Here is a 16,639-nt window from a genome sequence, read left to right as displayed (position 1 = left end):
CCTTCCCGCCCCGTCGACGCCGCCCGCGTGCGCGCCGTGCTCGGTCCCACCAACACCGGCAAGACCCACCTCGCGATCGAGCGGATGTGCGGGCATTCCTCGGGCATGATGGGCTTCCCGCTGCGCCTGCTGGCGCGCGAGGTCTATGGCCGGGTGCGCGCGATCAAGGGTGACAAGCAGGTCGCGCTGATCACCGGCGAGGAGCGGATCGAGCCGCCGGACGCGCGCTATTTCCTGTGCACCGCGGAGGCCATGCCCCGCACCGCCGGCCAGCACGCCTTCGTCGCTCTGGACGAGGCGCAGCTCGGCGCGGACCCGGAGCGCGGGCACATCTTCACCGACCGGCTGCTCCACGCGCGCGGGCGCGAGGAGACGATGATCCTCGGCTCGGCGACGCTCGAGCCGATGGTGAAGGCGCTGATACCCAAGGCCGAGATCACCAGCCGCCCGCGCTTCTCGACGCTCTCCCACGCGGGGATCTGCAAGCTCTCGCGCCTGCCCCGGCGCTCGGCGGTGGTCGCCTTCAGCGTCGAGCAGGTCTACGCGATGGCCGAGGCCTTGCGGCGGTTCCGCGGCGGCGCGGCGGTGGTGATGGGCGCGCTCTCGCCCGAGACGCGCAACAAGCAGGTCGCGATGTTCCAGGCGGGCGAGGTCGACTACATCGTCGCCACCGACGCGATCGGGATGGGGCTCAACCTCGATCTCGACCATGTCGCCTTCGCCTCGCTCTCGAAATTCGACGGGAGGAGGAAGCGCCGCCTCACGCCTTCGGAAATGGCGCAGATCGCCGGGCGCGCCGGGCGGCACCAGCGTGACGGCACCTTCGGCACGCTCTCCGGCATGGCCAAGGGGGACGGGGAGCCGCTCGCCTTCACCGACGAGGAAGTCTACGCGATCGAGGAGCACCGTTTCGCCCCTCTAACCCACCTGTTCTGGCGCGATGCCGACCCGCGCTTCGATACGCTCGGCACCCTGATCGCTGATCTGGAAGACCGCCCCGCGCAGGAGGTGCTGAAGCCCGCCCCCGAGGCGATCGACCTCGCGGTGCTCAAGCGCCTCGCCGCCGACCCGATCGCCGACACGGTCAAGGGGCCGGGCGCGGTCCGGCGCTTCTGGGAGGCCTGCTCGCTTCCCGACTTCCGCTCGCTGGGCGTCGAACAGCACGCGCGCTTCGTCGCGCGGCTGTGGGACGACTTGCAGGGCGGTTACATCGGCGCCGATTTCGTCGCCGCGCGCATCGCCGAGCTTGACCGGATGCAGGGCGACATCGACACGCTGCAAGGGCGGATCGCGGCGATTCGCAGCTGGGCCTATATCTGCCAGCGGCCCGACTGGGTGCTGGCGCGTGACGAAATGGCCGCGCGGGCGCGCGCGGTCGAGGCGAAGCTCTCGGATGCGCTGCACGCGCGGCTCACCGAGCGCTTCGTGAACCGAAGGACGACACTCTTGATGAAATCGCTGGGGCAGGACGCGGGCGCGCTGCCCGTCACGCTCGAACCCGACGGGCACCTCACGGTGGAGGGGGAGTCGATCGGCCGGCTCGAGGGCTTCCGCTTCCATGTCGACCCCTCGGCCGGGGTGGCAGACCGGCGGATGCTGCTCGCCGCGGGGGAGAAGGCGCTGCCGGCGCTGCTAGAGAGCCGCGCGGAGTGGCTGCTCGCGCAGGGGCTCTCCGAGCTGGAGATTTCCGGCGGCGCGATCCGCTGGCAAGGTCGTGCACTCGCCGAGATCACCTTCCCCGGCCAGCCCGGCGCGGGGCATTTCGGCACGCCCCGGCTCGCCCTGACCCGCGACCTCGCGCTGGTTCCCGATGCCGCCAAGGCGCGGCTCGAGGCGGGGCTCGCCGCATGGCTCGAGAAGGAGCTCGAACCGCTCGAGCCGCTGCGCAAGCTCGCCGAGGCGGCGCGCGATCCCGCCGCCGGCTCGCAGGCGCGGGCGCTGGTCATTACCCTCATCGAGGCGCGCGGCGTGATCTCCCGCGAGGACGCGGGGTTGGAGAATCTCCCCAAGGAAATGCGGCCCTACCTGAGGAAGCTCGGGGTGACCTTCGGCGCGCTCGACATCTTCGATGCGCCGCTGCTGAAGCCCGCCCCGCGCCGCCTGCTCCACGCATTGGGCCTCGACCCGCGTCCGGTGCAGGAGGCGATGCTGCCGGTGCTCGCCGAGGGGAGCTGGGCGAAGGGGCGCCTGCCCGCGGGCTACCGCTATGCCGGCTCGCAGGCGATCCGCATCGACCTCGCCGAGAAGATTTTCCGCGCCGCCTTCGATGCGCGGGCCAAGGTCGCCGAGGCGCATCCAAAGGAGCGCAACCGTCCCTTCCGGCTCGACCTTGCGCTCGCCGTGTCCGTCGGGCTCGAGGCCGACAACGCGCGCCGCCTGCTGGGCAGCGCCGGATTCCGCTGCGACCGCGCCCGGCCGCTCGTCGAGGGCGCCTTCGGCCCGCCCGCGCCCGACCGCTGGTTCTGGCGCCCGCGCCGCCCGGACGAGAAGGAGGACCGCCGTGGCGATCGCCCCGATCGTCGCCAACAGCACGGCAAGGGACGCGCCGAACAGGGCGGCGAACGCAAGGAGCGTCGCGGCAAGCCCGCTCCAGGGGGTGTCCAGACCCCCTCCAGACCCCCGCTTGACGGCAAGAAGCGGGGCCCAAGACCCTCGCACACCCCCTCCAGACCCCCCGTCGACACCGGTCCGGCGCGCGCCGGCGGGGCCTTCGACAAGCTGGCGGACCTGCTCAAGGGATGAGCGCGGCGGCGGCGGGAGGCTCGATCCGGATCGACCGGCTGCTGGTCTACCTGCGCTTCGCCCGCACCCGCTCCGCCGCCGATGCGCTGATCGCGGCCCGCGCGGTGCGGCGCAACCGGCAGCACGTCACGCGCGGCTCGGAAGGGGTGCGGATCGGCGACGTGCTGACACTCGCGCTCGGCAGCCGGGTGCGGGTGATCGAGCTCCTCGCGCTCCCGGCGCGGCGCGGGTCGCCCGCCGAGGCGCTTTCGCATTATCGGGAGGTTGACGGGGCACCTCTTGACCCTAAAGGGCAAATCACCATAGGCGCATCGCCTGTGCCGGGCGCGGGGCCGCCCGATCCCGAAGACATCTCGTGAAAGAGCCGCAATGACTTACGTCGTCACCGAAGACTGCATCAAGTGCAAGTACACCGACTGCGTGGAAGTGTGCCCGGTCGACTGTTTCTACGAGGGCGAGAACATGCTGGTGATCAACCCCAGCGAATGCATCGATTGCGGCGTGTGCGAGCCGGAATGCCCGGCCGAGGCGATTCTCCCCGATACCGAGGACGGTCTCGAGAAGTGGCTGGAGCTGAACACCAAGTTCTCCGCCGTGTGGCCCAACATCACCAGCCAGAAGGCCCCGCCCGAGGATGCCGACGCGCACAAGGGCGAGAAGGGCAAGTTCGAGAAGTACTTCAGCGACGCGCCCGGCGACGGGGACTGACATTCCTGCGGCTTCTCGCAGATGTGAAACTCCGCAGATGCCCGCAATCAGCGACTCGCAATTTTGTTGCAGGCGTGTTATATGATGTCCCGACCGCGCAGAGCCGAGGCTCGCGCAGCGTTGAAAACCTAGGAAGGCCCGACACCAGCAACCCCCCAACTGGACGTTCCGCACCCGGCGCACGCCTCGTGAGGGGTAGGGTCGCGCCGCCGGGTCAGCCGTCCCTCTCTCCGTTGCCCGGATCGGCCGATTGAAAGGAACGTGCATGGCAAGCACCGCGAACGCATTCACCGTCGGCGATTATGTTGTCTACCCCAAGCACGGCGTCGGCCGGGTGGTCGAACTCCAGAAGGAGGAGATCGCCGGAATGCAGCTCGAACTCTACGTTCTGCGGTTCGAGAAGGAGCGCATGACCCTGCGCGTGCCGGTCAACAAGGTCGAAGCCATCGGGATGCGCAAGCTGTCGTCGGACAAGACGCTCAAGCAGGCCATGGAGACCCTCAAGGGCAAGCCCAAGGTGAAGCGCACCATGTGGTCGCGCCGCGCGCAGGAATACGAGGCGAAGATCAACTCGGGCGACCTCGTCTCGATCGCCGAGGTGACCCGCGACCTGTTCCGCCCGGAAGACCAGCCCGAGCAGTCCTATTCCGAGCGGCAGATCTTCGAGGCCGCCTCGAGCCGCCTCGCCCGCGAACTGGCGGCGATGGAGGAAACCGACGAGCCCACCGCGCTCGGCAAGATCCTCGACGTGCTGCGCGAGCACGCGCCGCAATATTACGAGAGCCCCGAGGAAGCCTGAGGCTTCTCCGCGCTAAAGCGAACAGGAAGGGCTGCCCCGCGGGGCGGCCCTTTTTGCTTGTGCCCGAGCGCTTGCGCCGCGGACTGCGGTGTATTACATTAGCAATACGCCAACCCGCCTGAGGGAGACTCCGCATGATCCGCCCCGACCTCCGCCGTCTCGCGCCCGGCACGCTCGCCGCCCTCACCCTGATGCTCGGGGGATGTCTCGACGGGGATGTCGAAATCAACGGCGAGAAGGGCGTGCCGCTGTCGGAGGTCGAGATCGCGGGGCCGCCGCCCACCGACGTCATCCTCGGCTCCGGCGACACCGTGGTGGTCACCGAAGGCAACACCTTCTCGCTCAAGGTCGAGGGCGCGGATACCGATTCGCTGCGCTTCGTGCGCGACAAGGAGGTCATCGCCGTGAGCCGCGAGAAGGGCTGGACCGGCGAGAGCAGTGCGGTGATCCGCGTCACGATGCCTGCGCCGAAACAGATCGTGATCGGCGGTTCCGGCACGGTGAAGACCCCGGCGCTCGCCAGCACCGCGGCGATCAACATAGGCGGGAGCGGCACGGTCGAGTTCGGCAAGGTGGCCGCCGAGAAGCTCGAGATCAACATCGGCGGCAGCGGCACGGTGCAGGGCGCCGGCACCGCCAAGGCGCTCGAGGTCCTGATCGGCGGGAGCGGTAAGATCGTCATGCCGCAGTTGAAGGCCGACAAGGCCGAGGTGTCGATCGGCGGCAGCGGCGACGTCGCCTTCGCCTCGGACGGCACGGTCGAGGCGAATATCGGCGGCGCGGGCGACGTGAAGGTCACCGGCACCGCCAAGTGCACCGTCAACGCCTTCGGCTCGGGCACGCTGACGTGCAGCCCCGCGGGGGCGACGGGCACGATCGCGCCCCCTGCGCAATAACGGATTGCCTTCCGGCCGTGCGCGGGTGACACTCGCGCGATGACCGTACCGCGCCTCCTCGCCCTCGGGCTCGCCCTTGTCGCTCTCCAGGGATGCCTTGCCCGCGCGGCAGTCGACGTCGTGACGCTGCCGGTCAAGGCGGTGAGCAAGGGGGTCGACGCCGCCACTACCAGCCAGTCCGAGGCCGACGAAAAGCGCGGCCGCGCGATCCGCCAGCGCGAGGAGCGGATCGGCAAGCTTGCGCGCGATTACGATCGAGAGATCGAGCGCTGCGGCGACGGCGACGACGAGGCCTGCGCCAAGGCCCAGGCGATCAAGGCCGAGTGGGAAGCGCTCTCCGCCGAAGAGCGCCCGGACTAGGCCGCCGCGCGCCGCAGCCGGTCGTTGATCGCGCGGCCCACGCCCTCCTCCGGCACCGGCGCGACCGCGATGCGCGGCTGAGGGGCGCGGGCCGCTTCGTGGAGCGCGGCGTAGAGGCGCGCGGCGGCCTCGGCGACGTCACCGCTCTCCGACAGCGTGATGTCGCCCGCGACAGCGCCGAAGCCGATGTGGAACTCGTCCGGTTCTGCCTCCGCGGCGTTGAGCCGCACCGGCTTGCCCGGCGCATAGTGGCTGGCGAGCTGGCCCGGAGCCTCGATGGCCCCTCCGCCACTCTGTGAGCCGATCGCGAGCGGGCCCGGGCGCAGCTCCTCCACGGTGCCGTCGGCGCGCACCGCGACGATGGTCGATTCCACCCCCGCGCGCGTCGCCCCGCCGTCGAGCACCATGTCGATCCGCCCGTCGAGCGAAGCGAGCACGTGAGCGGCGGTGGTCGGGCTGATGAAGCCGCTGCGGTTGGCCGAGGGCGCGGCGAGAGGAAAGGCGACGCTCTCGAGCAGCGCGCGCATCGCCGGGTGCGCGGGCGCGCGCAGGGCGACGGTCGGCAGCCCCGCCGTCACCGCGGCGGCGAGTGCGGCGTCGGGGCGGCGCGGCAGCACCAGCGTCAGCGGCCCGGGCCAATGCGCCTCGGCCAGCGCGCGGGCCTCGGGGGAGATGATGGCGTAATGCTCCGCCTGCGCGAGCCCGGCGACATGGACGATCAGCGGGTTGAAGTCCGGGCGGCCCTTCGCGGCATAGATCCGCGCCACCGCCTCGGCACTGTCGGCGCGGGCGGCGAGCCCGTAAACCGTCTCGGTCGGCACCGCGACGAGCCCGCCCGATTCGAGGCAACGCGCCGCCGCGGCGATCCCCACGGCGTCCGCCAGCCGCACTTCCGTAACGTCCTTGCCGCTCATGGCCCGGCGCTATATTCGTTTGCCCGCCCTGCCAAGAGCGGGCCGCTTCCCTGACCTCGAGGACTTCCCACGTGACCCCCTTCACCCCGCCGACCGCCGACCAGCTGCTCGCCATCCGCATCAATGCCGGGATCGACGAGCTGGCGCAGACCGAGCGCTTCGCCCATGCCGAGCCCGACCTCGTCGAGGCCATCGTCGAAGGCGTCGGCCAGTTCGCCGCCGGCGAGTTCGCGCCGCTGAACCGGATCGGCGACCTCGAGGGCGCGAAACTCGAGAACGGCGTGGTGCGCCTGCCCGAGGGCTTCGCGGCCGCCTACCGCGCCTATGTCGAGCAGGGCTGGAACGCCATCGCCTCGCCGGTCGCGCATGGGGGGCAGGGCCTGCCCTTCACCCTCGCCTGCAACGTGCTGGAAAACCTCGGCGCGGCAAACATGGCCTTCACTCTGCTCCCGATGCTGAGCGTTGGCGCGATCGAGGCGCTCGAACACCACGGCTCGCCAGCGCAACAGGCGATGTACCTTCCCAAGCTGGTGAGCGGCGAGTGGTCGGGCACGATGAACCTCACCGAGCCCGCCGCCGGGAGCGATGTCGGCGCGCTGCGCTCGACAGCGGAACTCATCGAGGACGGCGAGCACGCGGGCAAGTACCGGATCACCGGCCAGAAGATCTACATCACCTGGGGCGAGCATGACCTCGCCTCGAACATCATCCACCTCGTCCTCGCCCGCCTCCCCGGCGCGCCCGAGGGATCGCGCGGGATCTCGCTGTTCGTGGTGCCCAAGTATCACGTCAACGCCGACGGCAGCCTCGGCCCGAAAAACGACCTTCGCTGCGTCAGCCTCGAACACAAGCTCGGCATCAACGCCTCGCCGACCTGCGTGATGAGCTACGGGGACAACGGCGAGTGCATCGGCGAGCTCGTCGGCGCGCCCAACAAGGGGCTCGCGGCGATGTTCACGATGATGAACAACGCGCGGATCAATGTCGGCAACCAGGGCGCGCAGATCGCCGAGCGGGCGACCCAGCAGGCGCTCGCCTATGCCCGCGACCGGGTGCAGTCGGCCCGCGCGGGATCGCCCGACAAGACCCCCGTGGCGATCATCGAGCACCCCGATGTGCGCCGGATGATCCTGCGGATGAAGGCGCTCACCGAAGGCGTGCGCGCGCTGCTCTACTACTGCGCGGGGCAGGTCGACCGCGGCAACCTCGGCGACGAGGCGGCAAAGGCGCGCGGCGAGATCGTCGTGCCGCTGATCAAGGCCTGGGGCACCGATGTCGGCGTGGAGGTCTCAGGGCTCGGCATCCAGATCCACGGCGGCATGGGCTTTGTCGAGGAGACCGGCGCGGCCCAGCACTGGCGGGATTCGCGCATCGCCCCGATCTACGAGGGCACCAACGGCATCCAGGCCGCCGACCTCGTCACCCGCAAGCTCGGATTGGACGGCGGCGAGGCGATTGTGGCGCTGTTCGACACTATCGCCCGCGAAGCCGCCGAAGAGCCGGCGCTGTGCGCCTTGGCGCGGGACTGCGCCCGCGTGGCGCTGTGGATGCAGGATGAGGCAAGCCTCGATGACCGGCTCGCGGGAAGCGTGCCTTTCTGCACGATGGCCGCCGTCGCGGTTGCCGGGTGGCAGCTGACGAAGCAGGCCGCGGCGGTCGCCGCCGGGGCCGCGCCCGAGCTCGCCGCGACCAAGCCGGTGACGGTGCGCTTCTTCCTCGATCGCATCGTCCCCGAAGCGGCAGGGCTCGAAGCTTCTGCCACGGCCGGGGCCGACCTCCTTTACGCGCTTCCCGCCGAAGCGCTGGTCGGCTGACATGAGCGAAGGGGGCGAGCTGGAGCGGATTGCCGCCGCGCTCGAGCGGATCGCGCCCCCGCCTCCGCCGCCGACCGACTGGCTCGCCGCCCCGGCCTATGTCTGGGAGGGTCGGCACGCGCGCGCGGTGCCGGTGATCGACGCGCTTCCGCTGGGGCGCCTGCTCGGGGTGGAAGCGCAAGCCCGCGCGCTGCGCGACAATTGCGCCCGGCTCGCGAACGGCGCGGCGGCGCATGACGTGCTGCTGTGGGGCGCGCGCGGGATGGGCAAGTCGGCGCTGGTGCGCGCCTCAGTCGCCGACGTGCAGAAGGAGACCGGCGCGCTGGCGCTGGTCCAGCTCGCGCCCCGCACCTTGCCGACCTTCCTCGCGCTGATAGCGGCACTGGCGGAGCAGCCGCGCGCCTTTCTGCTGTTCATCGACGACCTCGGCTTCGGCGCCGACGGGCGGGCGGAGATGCTGGCGCTCAGAAGCCTGCTCGACGGCGGCGTCGCCCCGCGCCCGGCGCAGATCCGCCTCGCCGTCACTGCCAACCGCCGCGCGATCGTCGAACGCGAGGACACCAGCGCGGCGCTCCACGAACGCGACGAGCGGGACGATGCGCTGGCGCTCGCCGACCGCTTCGGGCTGACGCTGGGGTTCCACCCGGCGGACAAGGAAACCTATCTCGCGGTTGTCGCCGGATACCTTGCGCCGCTGGGCCTCGGCTTCGACGCGGAGGAGGCGATGGCCTTCGCGATCCAGCGCGGCAATCGCTCGGGCCGCACCGCGCTGCAATTCGCGACAGAGATCGCGGGGCGCGCGGGGCTGAGGCTCTAGAGAATAGAAGTCCGTTCGTGCTGAGCTTGTCGAAGCACTGTCCTTATTCGGAGCCTCGCGCTGTGAAGAGAAGTGCAGCCCTTCGACAAGCTCAGGGCGGGTGGGAATTCGGTCAATTCAGCTTCTGCCCCGCCTGCTCGCGCAGGTAGTCGGCCTCGAATTCCGCGCGGGGGTCCTTGAGCTCGCGCGGGGGGAGCCGCTCGCCCTCGAGCCGCGCGATCGCGGGTGCGGGGCTCGCGGAAGGCGAGCGCACGCGCCAGACGATCCCGGCAGTGTCGTCCGAGACCAGCAGCGCGCCGTCCCCGGCCCAGGTCACCCAGGTCGGGCGGCCGCGGGTCGTCCCGTCGCTCTTGAGGAAGCCGGTCAGCACCGGCTTGGGCTTGCCGACCGGGTTGCCGCGCGCGTCGAAGTCGACGAACACCACGTCGTAGCCCGAGGGCGGCTTGCGGTTCCACGAGCCGTGCCGCGCGATGAAGGCGCCGCCATCGAAGCCGCTGCCCATGCGATTGCCCTCCTTCGAGAACACCATCCCCAGCGCTGCGACGTGCGGCCCGAGCGCGTATTCGGGCTTCCTCACATATTCCATCAGGAAGCGCGGCATCGGCGCCTTCACCCGGCGGTCGATGTTGGTGCGGTAATAGACCCAGGGCCAGCCGTATTGCGCGCCGATCGGCACGTTGGTGAGGTAGTCGGGCACGAGGTCGCTGCCGAGCATGTCGCGCTCGTTCACCGTCGTCCACAGCTCGCCCGACCAGGGGCTGAAGTCGAGCCCGTTGGCGTTGCGCAGGCCGACGCCGAACTGGCGCTGGCGCTTGGCCACGAGGTCGTATTCCCAGATCATCGCCCGGCCTTCCTCGGCCGCCATGCCGTTCTCCCCGATATTGGTCTGCGAGCCGACCGCGACGTAGAGCTTCGTCCCGTCGGGCGAGAGCGCGAGGTTGCGCATCCAGTGGCCGCCGCCCGGGGCGAGGTCCATCAGCTTGACGGGCTTGCCCGTGACCGCGGTGCTCCCAAGCTGATAGGGAAATGCGAGCAGGGCATTGTGGTTGGCGACGTAGAGCGTCCCGTCGCGCCAGGCGAGGCCCGAGGGCGAATCGAGTCCCTTGTCGAGGATCACCTGCTTCGTTTCCGCGGTGCCGTTGCCATCGGCATCGCGCAGCAGCACGATCCGGTTAGGCGAGGGCCCGGTCGCCCCCGCCTTGGTAAGCAGCCGGTCGGCCACCCAGGCGGTGATCGCGCCCATGATCCCGCCGCCGCTCGCCTCTTCCTTGGGGGCGCGGGTGAGGCTCGCCAGCACGTCGCCATTGGGGAGGGTGTAGAGCGTGCGCGGGTGCTCGAGCCCCTCGGCGAAGCGCACCACCTCGAGGCCTTCCGCGGCAGTCGGCGCCTCGCCCGGCTGCCAGCCGACCGGCTCGGCGACCTGAACGGTAGGGAAGCTCTCGGCCTGCTCCTTCTGGAGCGTCGGATCGGTCCCGGCGACCTCGTCGACGGTGAGATCGGCGGTGTCGCCCCGGCTCAGGTACCAGAAGGCGCCCCCGGCGATGACGAGGATCACGGCGAGGACGATTGCGATTTTGCGGAAGATGGCCATGTGGGGGAAATAGAGCCGGGCCGCCCGCGCGGCAACCATGACCTTGGCGGCTCGCGATGAAAGGCCACTCGCCCCGTGTACGACTTCAAGCCCGCCGAGCCGCTCCCCGCCGCCGAGCTCTACCGCGACCTCCTCGCCGCCGCCGAGGCGCTGACCGCGGGGGAGCCCGATGCGGTCGCCAACATGGCCAATGTCGCGGCGCTCTTGTGGGAGTTCCTTCCCGACCTCAACTGGGCGGGCTTCTACCGGGTCGGCCCGGCGAAGGACGGCGGCGGGGAGGAACTGGTGCTCGGGCCCTTCGTCGGGCGCCCGGCCTGCATCCGCATCCCGTTCGGCAAGGGCGTGTGCGGGACGGGGGCGGAAAGTCGCGCCACGCAACTTGTGGAGGACGTCCACGCCTTCCCCGGCCACATCGCCTGCGACGCCGCCAGCGCGAGCGAACTGGTCGTCCCCGTCCTGCGTGACGGCGCCACGATCGCGGTGATCGACCTCGACAGCCCCTCCCCCGCGCGCTTCACCGCCGAGGATGCCGCAGGGATCGAAGCGCTCGCCCGCCTCCTCGCGGACCGCATCTGAGCTTCCCGAAACGGGACAAGGCCGCTGGCATCGCTTGGGCGGGCCCGAGAATCGGTGTTAGGCTTTCGCTAACCATCGGCTTACCCGGCTGACCTCGAGGGGGAATTTCCATGCTCAAGCGTCTCACCACCCTGCCGCTCGCCGCTATGGCGCTCGCCGCTCCGGCGCTCGCCCAGGCGCAGAACTATGCGGACCTCCCGCCGCTCAGCGAGGCCGAAGTGCGCACGCTGCCGCGGGACATGCGCAGCGCGCCGTCTCCCGCCCCGATCTACACCGGCGAGACGGTGACCACGGTGAACGGGGTCGAGACCATCACCCGCACCCGCCGCATCGACGCCCCGCGCCCCGCGCCCGCCGCGGCTCCCGTTTCGCAAGGCGGCTTCGCGGGCGGCTACACCCAAGGCTATGCCGCCGCAGTCCCCGTCGCCGCGACCGGCTTCTACGGCGCCGCCCCGCAGGTGTTCGAGCGGCAGCAGTGGATCGACGAGTGCCGCCGCCGCACCGCGGGCCAGAGCCGCGACAAGACGGGCCTCATCATCGGCGGCCTCCTCGGCGCGATCGCCGGGGGCTTTGCCGGCTACGAGATCGCCGGCGCGGGTGACCGGGTGCTCGGCACGGCGCTCGGTGTCGGGGGCGGCGGACTGCTCGGCGGCCTGATCGGCAGCCTCTTCGACGGCGACCGCAAGAAGAACCGCTACGACTGCGAGGCCGCGCTCGACAGCTACCTCTCGACCTACGGCGCCCCGGGCGCGCGCATTGCCAGCCGCGAGATCGCCTACCCTGCCCCCTACCCGGCCTACGCCGCGCCCGCCTACAACTACGGCTACGGCTACCCCGCGGGCTACAGCTACGGCTACACCTACGCCCCGCCGCCGCAGGTGGTGCTGGTGCCGGTGCGCACCGAGGTGCAGCAGCAAGTGGTGGTGCGCGAGAGCGAGCGCTACGAGACCTACACCGTCCCCGGCGCCGAGCGGATCATCCCCGCCCCGACCCCGCGCCCTACCCCGAAGATGATCAAGGGCCGCTGAGGCTCCCGCGGATCGGCAGGCAAGAAAAAGCCCCGCGTGGTTCGCGACCGCGCGGGGCTTTCTGCATCCGGAAGGGAAGCCTCAGATTTCGCCGCCGGTGAGGCGCTGGCAGACGAGGTCGAGCTGGTCGAGGGTCGTGTAGCGGATCGTGATCGCCCCCTTGCGCGGGTCGACCTCGGGCTTGATCCTGACGCTGAGGCCCAGGAACTCCTCGAGATGCTGCTGCACGGCGAGGATGTCGGCGTGCTCGGTGGGATGATAGGGCAGCTCGGCCGGGGCCTCGGGGCGCGGGGTGTTCTTGCGGGCGAGCGTCTCGATGTCGCGCACCGACAGACCCTCGGCCACCGCGATCTCGGCGAGGTGCAGCGCATCGTCGCGCCCGATCAGCGCGCGGGCGTGGCCCATCGTCAGGCTGCCCTCGTCCATCAGGTCGAGCACCCGTCCGGGCAGCGTCATCAGCCGCATCATGTTGGCGACGTGGCTGCGCGACTTCTCGACCATCTTGGCGATGTCGACCTGGATCATCCCCTCCTCCTCGGAGAGGCGGTGATAGGCGCGCGCCTCCTCGACCGGGCTCAGGTCTTCGCGCTGGAGGTTCTCGATCAGCGCGAGCGCCATGACCTCGCGGTCGGAGAGGTCGCGGACCAGCGCCGGGATCTCGTGCAGCCGCGCCTTCTGCGCCGCCCGCCAACGCCGCTCGCCCGCGACGAGCTGGAAGCCGGTTCCGTCCGGATGCGGGCGGACGATGATCGGCTGGATCACGCCGCGCGTCGCGATCGAATTGGCGAGCTCGGTGAGCGCGGCCTCGTCGAAATATTTGCGCGGGTTGCCGGGGAGCGGGCGGATCTGCGCGATCGGGATCATCCGCAGCGGCGAACTGCCGTCGGCGGGGGCCTGCTGGGGCGCGTCGCTGCGCACCAGCGGCTCCTCGCGCCGGGTCTCCCCGAGCAGCGCGCCAAGCCCCTTGCCGAGCCGCCGCGGCTTGTCCGTCGAAACCCTTGAAAGTGCAGCAATATCAGAAGGTTGCTCGGTATCGTCAGTCATGCTGCCACTCTTTCTGCGGGGAATCGGCCGATCAGCTCGCGGGCGAGGGCCATGTAGGCACGGCTGCCGCTGCAATGCTGGTCGTAGATCAGCGCCGGAAGCCCGTGGCTCGGCGCCTCGGACAGGCGCACGTTGCGCGGGATCACCGTCTCGAACACCAGCTTGCCGAGGCAGTCGCGCACGTCGTCAGAGACCTGGTCGGTCAGGCGATTGCGCCGGTCGTACATGGTCAGCGCCACGCCAATGATGCCGAGGTCCGGGTTGAAGCGCTGCTGCACCTGGTCGACCGTCTGGAGCAGCTGGCTCAGCCCCTCGAGCGCGAAGAACTCGCATTGCAGCGGCACCAGCAGCGTGTCGGCGGCGCACAGGGCATTGAGGGTGAGCAGGCCGAGCGAGGGCGGGCAGTCGATAAAGCAGATGTCGTGGCCCGTGTGGCCCTTCAGCGCCTTGTCGAGGCGGTGCGTGCGCCCCTCGACGGCCACCAGTTCGACCTCGGCCCCCGACAGGTCGACCGTCGCGGGCACGATGTCGAGCTTGGGGATCGACGATCGGACTATCGCGGAATCGAGCGCCACCTCGTCGACCAGCAGGTCATAGCTCGATACCTCCCGGCTCGCGGCATGCACCCCCAGTCCAGTGGAGGCGTTGCCCTGCGGATCGAGGTCGATGAGCAGGGTTCGCCACCCCGTTGCAGCCATCGCGGTCGCGATGTTGATCGCGGTGGTGGTCTTCCCCACCCCGCCCTTCTGGTTGGCAATCGCGATGGTCAGCATGGTCCAGCCCGTCCTTACCTGCCCGCAGCCCTCGGCTTGCAGGCGTGTGTCGCGTGTCAGGCCTTCACGATGATCCCCGCCTCGGGATCGGTCAAGGAATGTTTCACGTGGAACATTGCCCGAATCGAAGGCTTCAAGCTCTCCAACTCCTGCGCCGCCGAGCGCCCCTTGGGCAACACGTAGCGGGTGGCCCTTGTGGAGAAGGGTGCGGATAGCTCGAGAAGTTTGGGGAGCGGCGCAAAGGCGCGTGCCGAAATGGCGCGGGCGGCGAAGGGCGTGACCCGCTCCACGCGCTGTCCCTCGACCCGGCACTTCGCCAGTCCGAGCGTCGTGATGGCCCGGTTCAGGAACTCCACCCGCCGAGCGCGCGACTCGACCAGCACCACCCGCATGTTGGGGCAGAGCGCGGCGATCACCAGGCCGGGAAAGCCGGGGCCGCTCCCGAGATCGAGCCACGGTCCACCCGCATTCGCGCCCAATGTTTCACGTGAAACATTTTGCAGCAGTTGCGCGGAATCGGCGATGTGCCGCTGCCAGAGGTGCGGCTCGGTGGCCTTCGCGATGAGGTTTTGCCGGCCGTTCTCCTCGAGCACCAGCACGGCGAAAGCCTCGAGCCGCGCCATCCCCGCGGCATCGGTCAGCCCGGCAACATAGACGCGAGCTTCCTCTTCGGTGGTGATCATGCGGCGTGCCGTCGGCGGGCATGGACGAGCAGCGCCGAGAGCGCCGCGGGCGTTACACCCGGCACACGGCCCGCCGCTGCCAGCGTTCCCGGCGCCGCCTTGCTCAGCCGCTCGACCATCTCGTTGGAGAGGCCCGGCACCTCGCCATAGGGAAAGTCCGCCGGGAGCGGCAGCGCCTCGCTGGCGCGCAGGTCCCTGAGCTCCGCCTCCTGCCGCGCAAGGTAGGGCGCGTAGGCGGCATCCTCCGCCATTTCCTCGGCGAGCAGCGGGTCGAGCGCCGTCACCTCACCGAGCCACGGGGCGAGCGCCTCGGGGGTGACGCCGTCATAGCGCAGCCACTCGGCAATCGTCTTCTCGCCGTGGTCGCGGCGGACCGGCAGGCCGAGATCGGCCAGTTCGCGGGCGTGGATCGTCTCCGAATGTTTCACGTGAAACATTGCCCGCACATCCTCGCGCCGCTCCCACCAGGCGCGGCGTTCAGCACCGATGCACTCCGCTTCGATCCCCAGCCCCGTCAGCCGGGTCGCGGCGTTGTTGGCGCGCAGCCGCAGGCGATACTCGGCGCGGGCGGTGAGCATCCGGTAGGGCTCCGACACGCCCTGCAACGTCAGATCATCCACCATCACCGCGATATAGCTGTTCGCGCGGTCGAGCGCCGGCGCCGGTCTGCCGAGCGCCGCTGCCGCCGCCTCGAGCCCGGCGACGAGCCCCTGCGCCGCGGCCTCCTCGTAGCCGGTCGTCCCGTTGATCTGCCCCGCGCAATAGAGCCCAGGGATCGCCCGGAGCTGAAGATCGGGCGTCAGCGCCCGCGGGTCGATATGGTCGTACTCCACCGCATAGCCCGGCTGCACGATCTCGACGCGAGCGCAGCCCGGCATGGTGCGCACCACCGTCTCCTGCACGTCCACAGGAAGCGAGGTGCTGATCCCGTTGGGATAGACGAGGTGCGTGTCGAGTCCCTCCGGCTCGAGGAACACCTGGTGCCCCTCGCGGTCGCCGAAGCGGTGGATCTTGTCCTCGATCGAGGGGCAATAGCGCGGCCCCGCCGCCGCGATCGCGCCGGAGAACAGCGGTGAGCGGTGGAGGTTCGCGCGAATTGCATCGTGCCCGGCCTGCGTGGTGCGGGTGATCGCGCAGAACACCTGCGGGTTCACCCGGCGCGCGGTGAGCGGCGACATCGTCCAGGTCTCGCCATCCGAGGGTTGCTCCTCGAGCACCGCCCAGTCGATAGTCCGCCCGTCGAGCCGCGGCGGGGTGCCCGTCTTGAGCCGCGCCATCGGCAGCTCCGCCGCGCGCAGCTGCTCGGCGAGGCGCCTGGCGGCGTTCTCGCCGATCCGCCCGCCCTCGAAGCGCTCTTCGCCGCGGAATAGTACGCCCCCCAAGAAGGTCCCGGTGCACAGCACCACCCGCGGCGCATCGAGCACTGTCGCGTCGGCAAGTACGAGCCCCGCGACCCGCCCGCCGGCAAGCTTCAAAGCCGCCGCCTCCCCCTCGACCAGCGTGAGGTTCGCCTGCCCGCGCACCGCCGCCTGCACCGCCGCCCGGAAGCGCACCCGGTCGGCCTGAACGCGCGGGCCCCACACCGCACTGCCCTTCGAGCGGTTGAGCATCCGGTAATGGATCGCCCCGGCGTCGGCGGCGCGGCCGATCACCCCGTCGAGCGCATCGACTTCGCGCACGAGGTGGCCCTTGCCGAGGCCCCCGATCGCCGGGTTGCAGCTCATCGCCCCGATGGCCGCGAGGTCGAAGCTGACGAGGGCGGTGCGCGCGCCCATCCGGGCCGCGGCGCAGGCAGCCTCAACCCCGGCGTGGCCGCCGCCGATCACGAGGACGTCGAAACTTGGCATGATGGAGCGGCAGATAGGCTCCGGGGGGCAGATCGTCAAAGGCGATT

At 70.4% G+C, this 16,639-nt stretch carries 16 protein-coding genes; 10 read left to right on the top strand and 6 right to left on the bottom strand.

From position 1 onward, the window contains the following. The first annotated feature begins 84 nt into the window (after positions 1-84). From ACLBKU_RS06020 to ACLBKU_RS05995, 6 genes are all read left to right on the top strand, one after another. Entirely contained in the window at positions 85-2,742 is a 2,658-nt protein-coding gene (locus ACLBKU_RS06020; protein WP_410179001.1) for a helicase-related protein, read from the top strand. Then, positions 2,739-3,101: a S4 domain-containing protein gene (locus ACLBKU_RS06015; protein WP_410178626.1), complete on the top strand. Its 363-nt coding sequence runs from the start codon at positions 2,739-2,741 to the stop codon at positions 3,099-3,101. The genes ACLBKU_RS06020 and ACLBKU_RS06015 overlap by 4 nt, the downstream gene beginning before the upstream one ends. Positions 3,102-3,111: 10 nt before the next feature. After that, a complete protein-coding gene (gene fdxA, locus ACLBKU_RS06010; protein WP_410178625.1) occupies positions 3,112-3,450 on the top strand; it encodes a ferredoxin FdxA in 339 nt (112 codons plus the stop codon). Positions 3,451-3,715: 265 nt separating this feature from the next. Further along, complete coding sequence (locus tag ACLBKU_RS06005; RefSeq protein WP_410178624.1) at positions 3,716-4,249, top strand: CarD family transcriptional regulator; 534 nt, start codon at positions 3,716-3,718, stop codon at positions 4,247-4,249. Positions 4,250-4,383: 134 nt separating this feature from the next. After that, positions 4,384-5,145, top strand: coding sequence for a head GIN domain-containing protein (locus tag ACLBKU_RS06000; protein WP_410178623.1), 762 nt, complete (start codon positions 4,384-4,386; stop codon positions 5,143-5,145). Between the two features lie 39 nt (positions 5,146-5,184). After that, positions 5,185-5,505: a hypothetical protein gene (locus tag ACLBKU_RS05995; protein ID WP_410178622.1), complete on the top strand. Its 321-nt coding sequence runs from the start codon at positions 5,185-5,187 to the stop codon at positions 5,503-5,505. Here the strand turns inward: ACLBKU_RS05995 and ACLBKU_RS05990 are convergent. After that, entirely contained in the window at positions 5,502-6,419 is a 918-nt protein-coding gene (locus ACLBKU_RS05990) for an L-threonylcarbamoyladenylate synthase (protein ID WP_410178621.1), read from the bottom strand. The genes ACLBKU_RS05995 and ACLBKU_RS05990 overlap by 4 nt on opposite strands. A 71-nt stretch (positions 6,420-6,490) precedes the next feature. Between ACLBKU_RS05990 and ACLBKU_RS05985 the strand changes: the two genes are divergently transcribed. Continuing rightward, entirely contained in the window at positions 6,491-8,233 is a 1,743-nt protein-coding gene (locus tag ACLBKU_RS05985) for an acyl-CoA dehydrogenase (protein ID WP_410178620.1), read from the top strand. 1 nt (position 8,234) lies between these two features. Further along, positions 8,235-9,050, top strand: a complete 816-nt coding sequence (locus ACLBKU_RS05980; protein ID WP_410178619.1) for a DUF815 domain-containing protein — start codon at positions 8,235-8,237, stop codon at positions 9,048-9,050. Positions 9,051-9,162: 112 nt separating this feature from the next. Here the strand turns inward: ACLBKU_RS05980 and ACLBKU_RS05975 are convergent, their stop codons facing one another. Then, positions 9,163-10,641: a PQQ-dependent sugar dehydrogenase gene (locus ACLBKU_RS05975; RefSeq protein ID WP_410178618.1), complete on the bottom strand. Its 1,479-nt coding sequence runs from the start codon at positions 10,639-10,641 to the stop codon at positions 9,163-9,165. A 75-nt stretch (positions 10,642-10,716) separates the two neighbouring features. Between ACLBKU_RS05975 and ACLBKU_RS05970 the strand changes: the two genes are divergently transcribed. Next, positions 10,717-11,217, top strand: coding sequence for a GAF domain-containing protein (locus ACLBKU_RS05970; RefSeq protein WP_410178617.1), 501 nt, complete (start codon positions 10,717-10,719; stop codon positions 11,215-11,217). A 110-nt stretch (positions 11,218-11,327) separates the two neighbouring features. Next, complete coding sequence (locus ACLBKU_RS05965) at positions 11,328-12,245, top strand: hypothetical protein (protein ID WP_410178616.1); 918 nt, start codon at positions 11,328-11,330, stop codon at positions 12,243-12,245. 81 nt (positions 12,246-12,326) lie between these two features. Here the strand turns inward: ACLBKU_RS05965 and ACLBKU_RS05960 are convergent, their stop codons facing one another. The 4 genes from ACLBKU_RS05960 to mnmG are packed head-to-tail and all read right to left on the bottom strand — an operon-like array spanning position 12,327 to position 16,592. Continuing rightward, positions 12,327-13,289, bottom strand: a complete 963-nt coding sequence (locus tag ACLBKU_RS05960) for a ParB/RepB/Spo0J family partition protein (protein ID WP_410178615.1) — start codon at positions 13,287-13,289, stop codon at positions 12,327-12,329. Then, a complete protein-coding gene (locus tag ACLBKU_RS05955) occupies positions 13,286-14,062 on the bottom strand; it encodes a ParA family protein (protein ID WP_410178614.1) in 777 nt (258 codons plus the stop codon). The genes ACLBKU_RS05960 and ACLBKU_RS05955 overlap by 4 nt, the downstream gene beginning before the upstream one ends. Before the next feature lie 56 nt (positions 14,063-14,118). Next, positions 14,119-14,745 carry a 16S rRNA (guanine(527)-N(7))-methyltransferase RsmG gene (gene rsmG, locus ACLBKU_RS05950; RefSeq protein WP_410178613.1) on the bottom strand — a complete coding sequence of 209 codons (627 nt, stop codon included), beginning with the start codon at positions 14,743-14,745 and terminating at the stop codon, positions 14,119-14,121. Next, positions 14,742-16,592 (bottom strand): tRNA uridine-5-carboxymethylaminomethyl(34) synthesis enzyme MnmG, encoded by a 1,851-nt coding sequence (mnmG, locus tag ACLBKU_RS05945; protein WP_410178612.1) that lies wholly within the window; start codon positions 16,590-16,592, stop codon positions 14,742-14,744. The genes rsmG and mnmG overlap by 4 nt, the downstream gene beginning before the upstream one ends. Between the last annotated feature and the right edge of the window lie 47 nt (positions 16,593-16,639).

This window comes from Erythrobacter sp. NE805 (assembly GCF_046452355.1).
GTDB lineage: Bacteria > Pseudomonadota > Alphaproteobacteria > Sphingomonadales > Sphingomonadaceae > Erythrobacter.
This window is presented reverse-complemented; position numbering and strand designations above follow the sequence as displayed.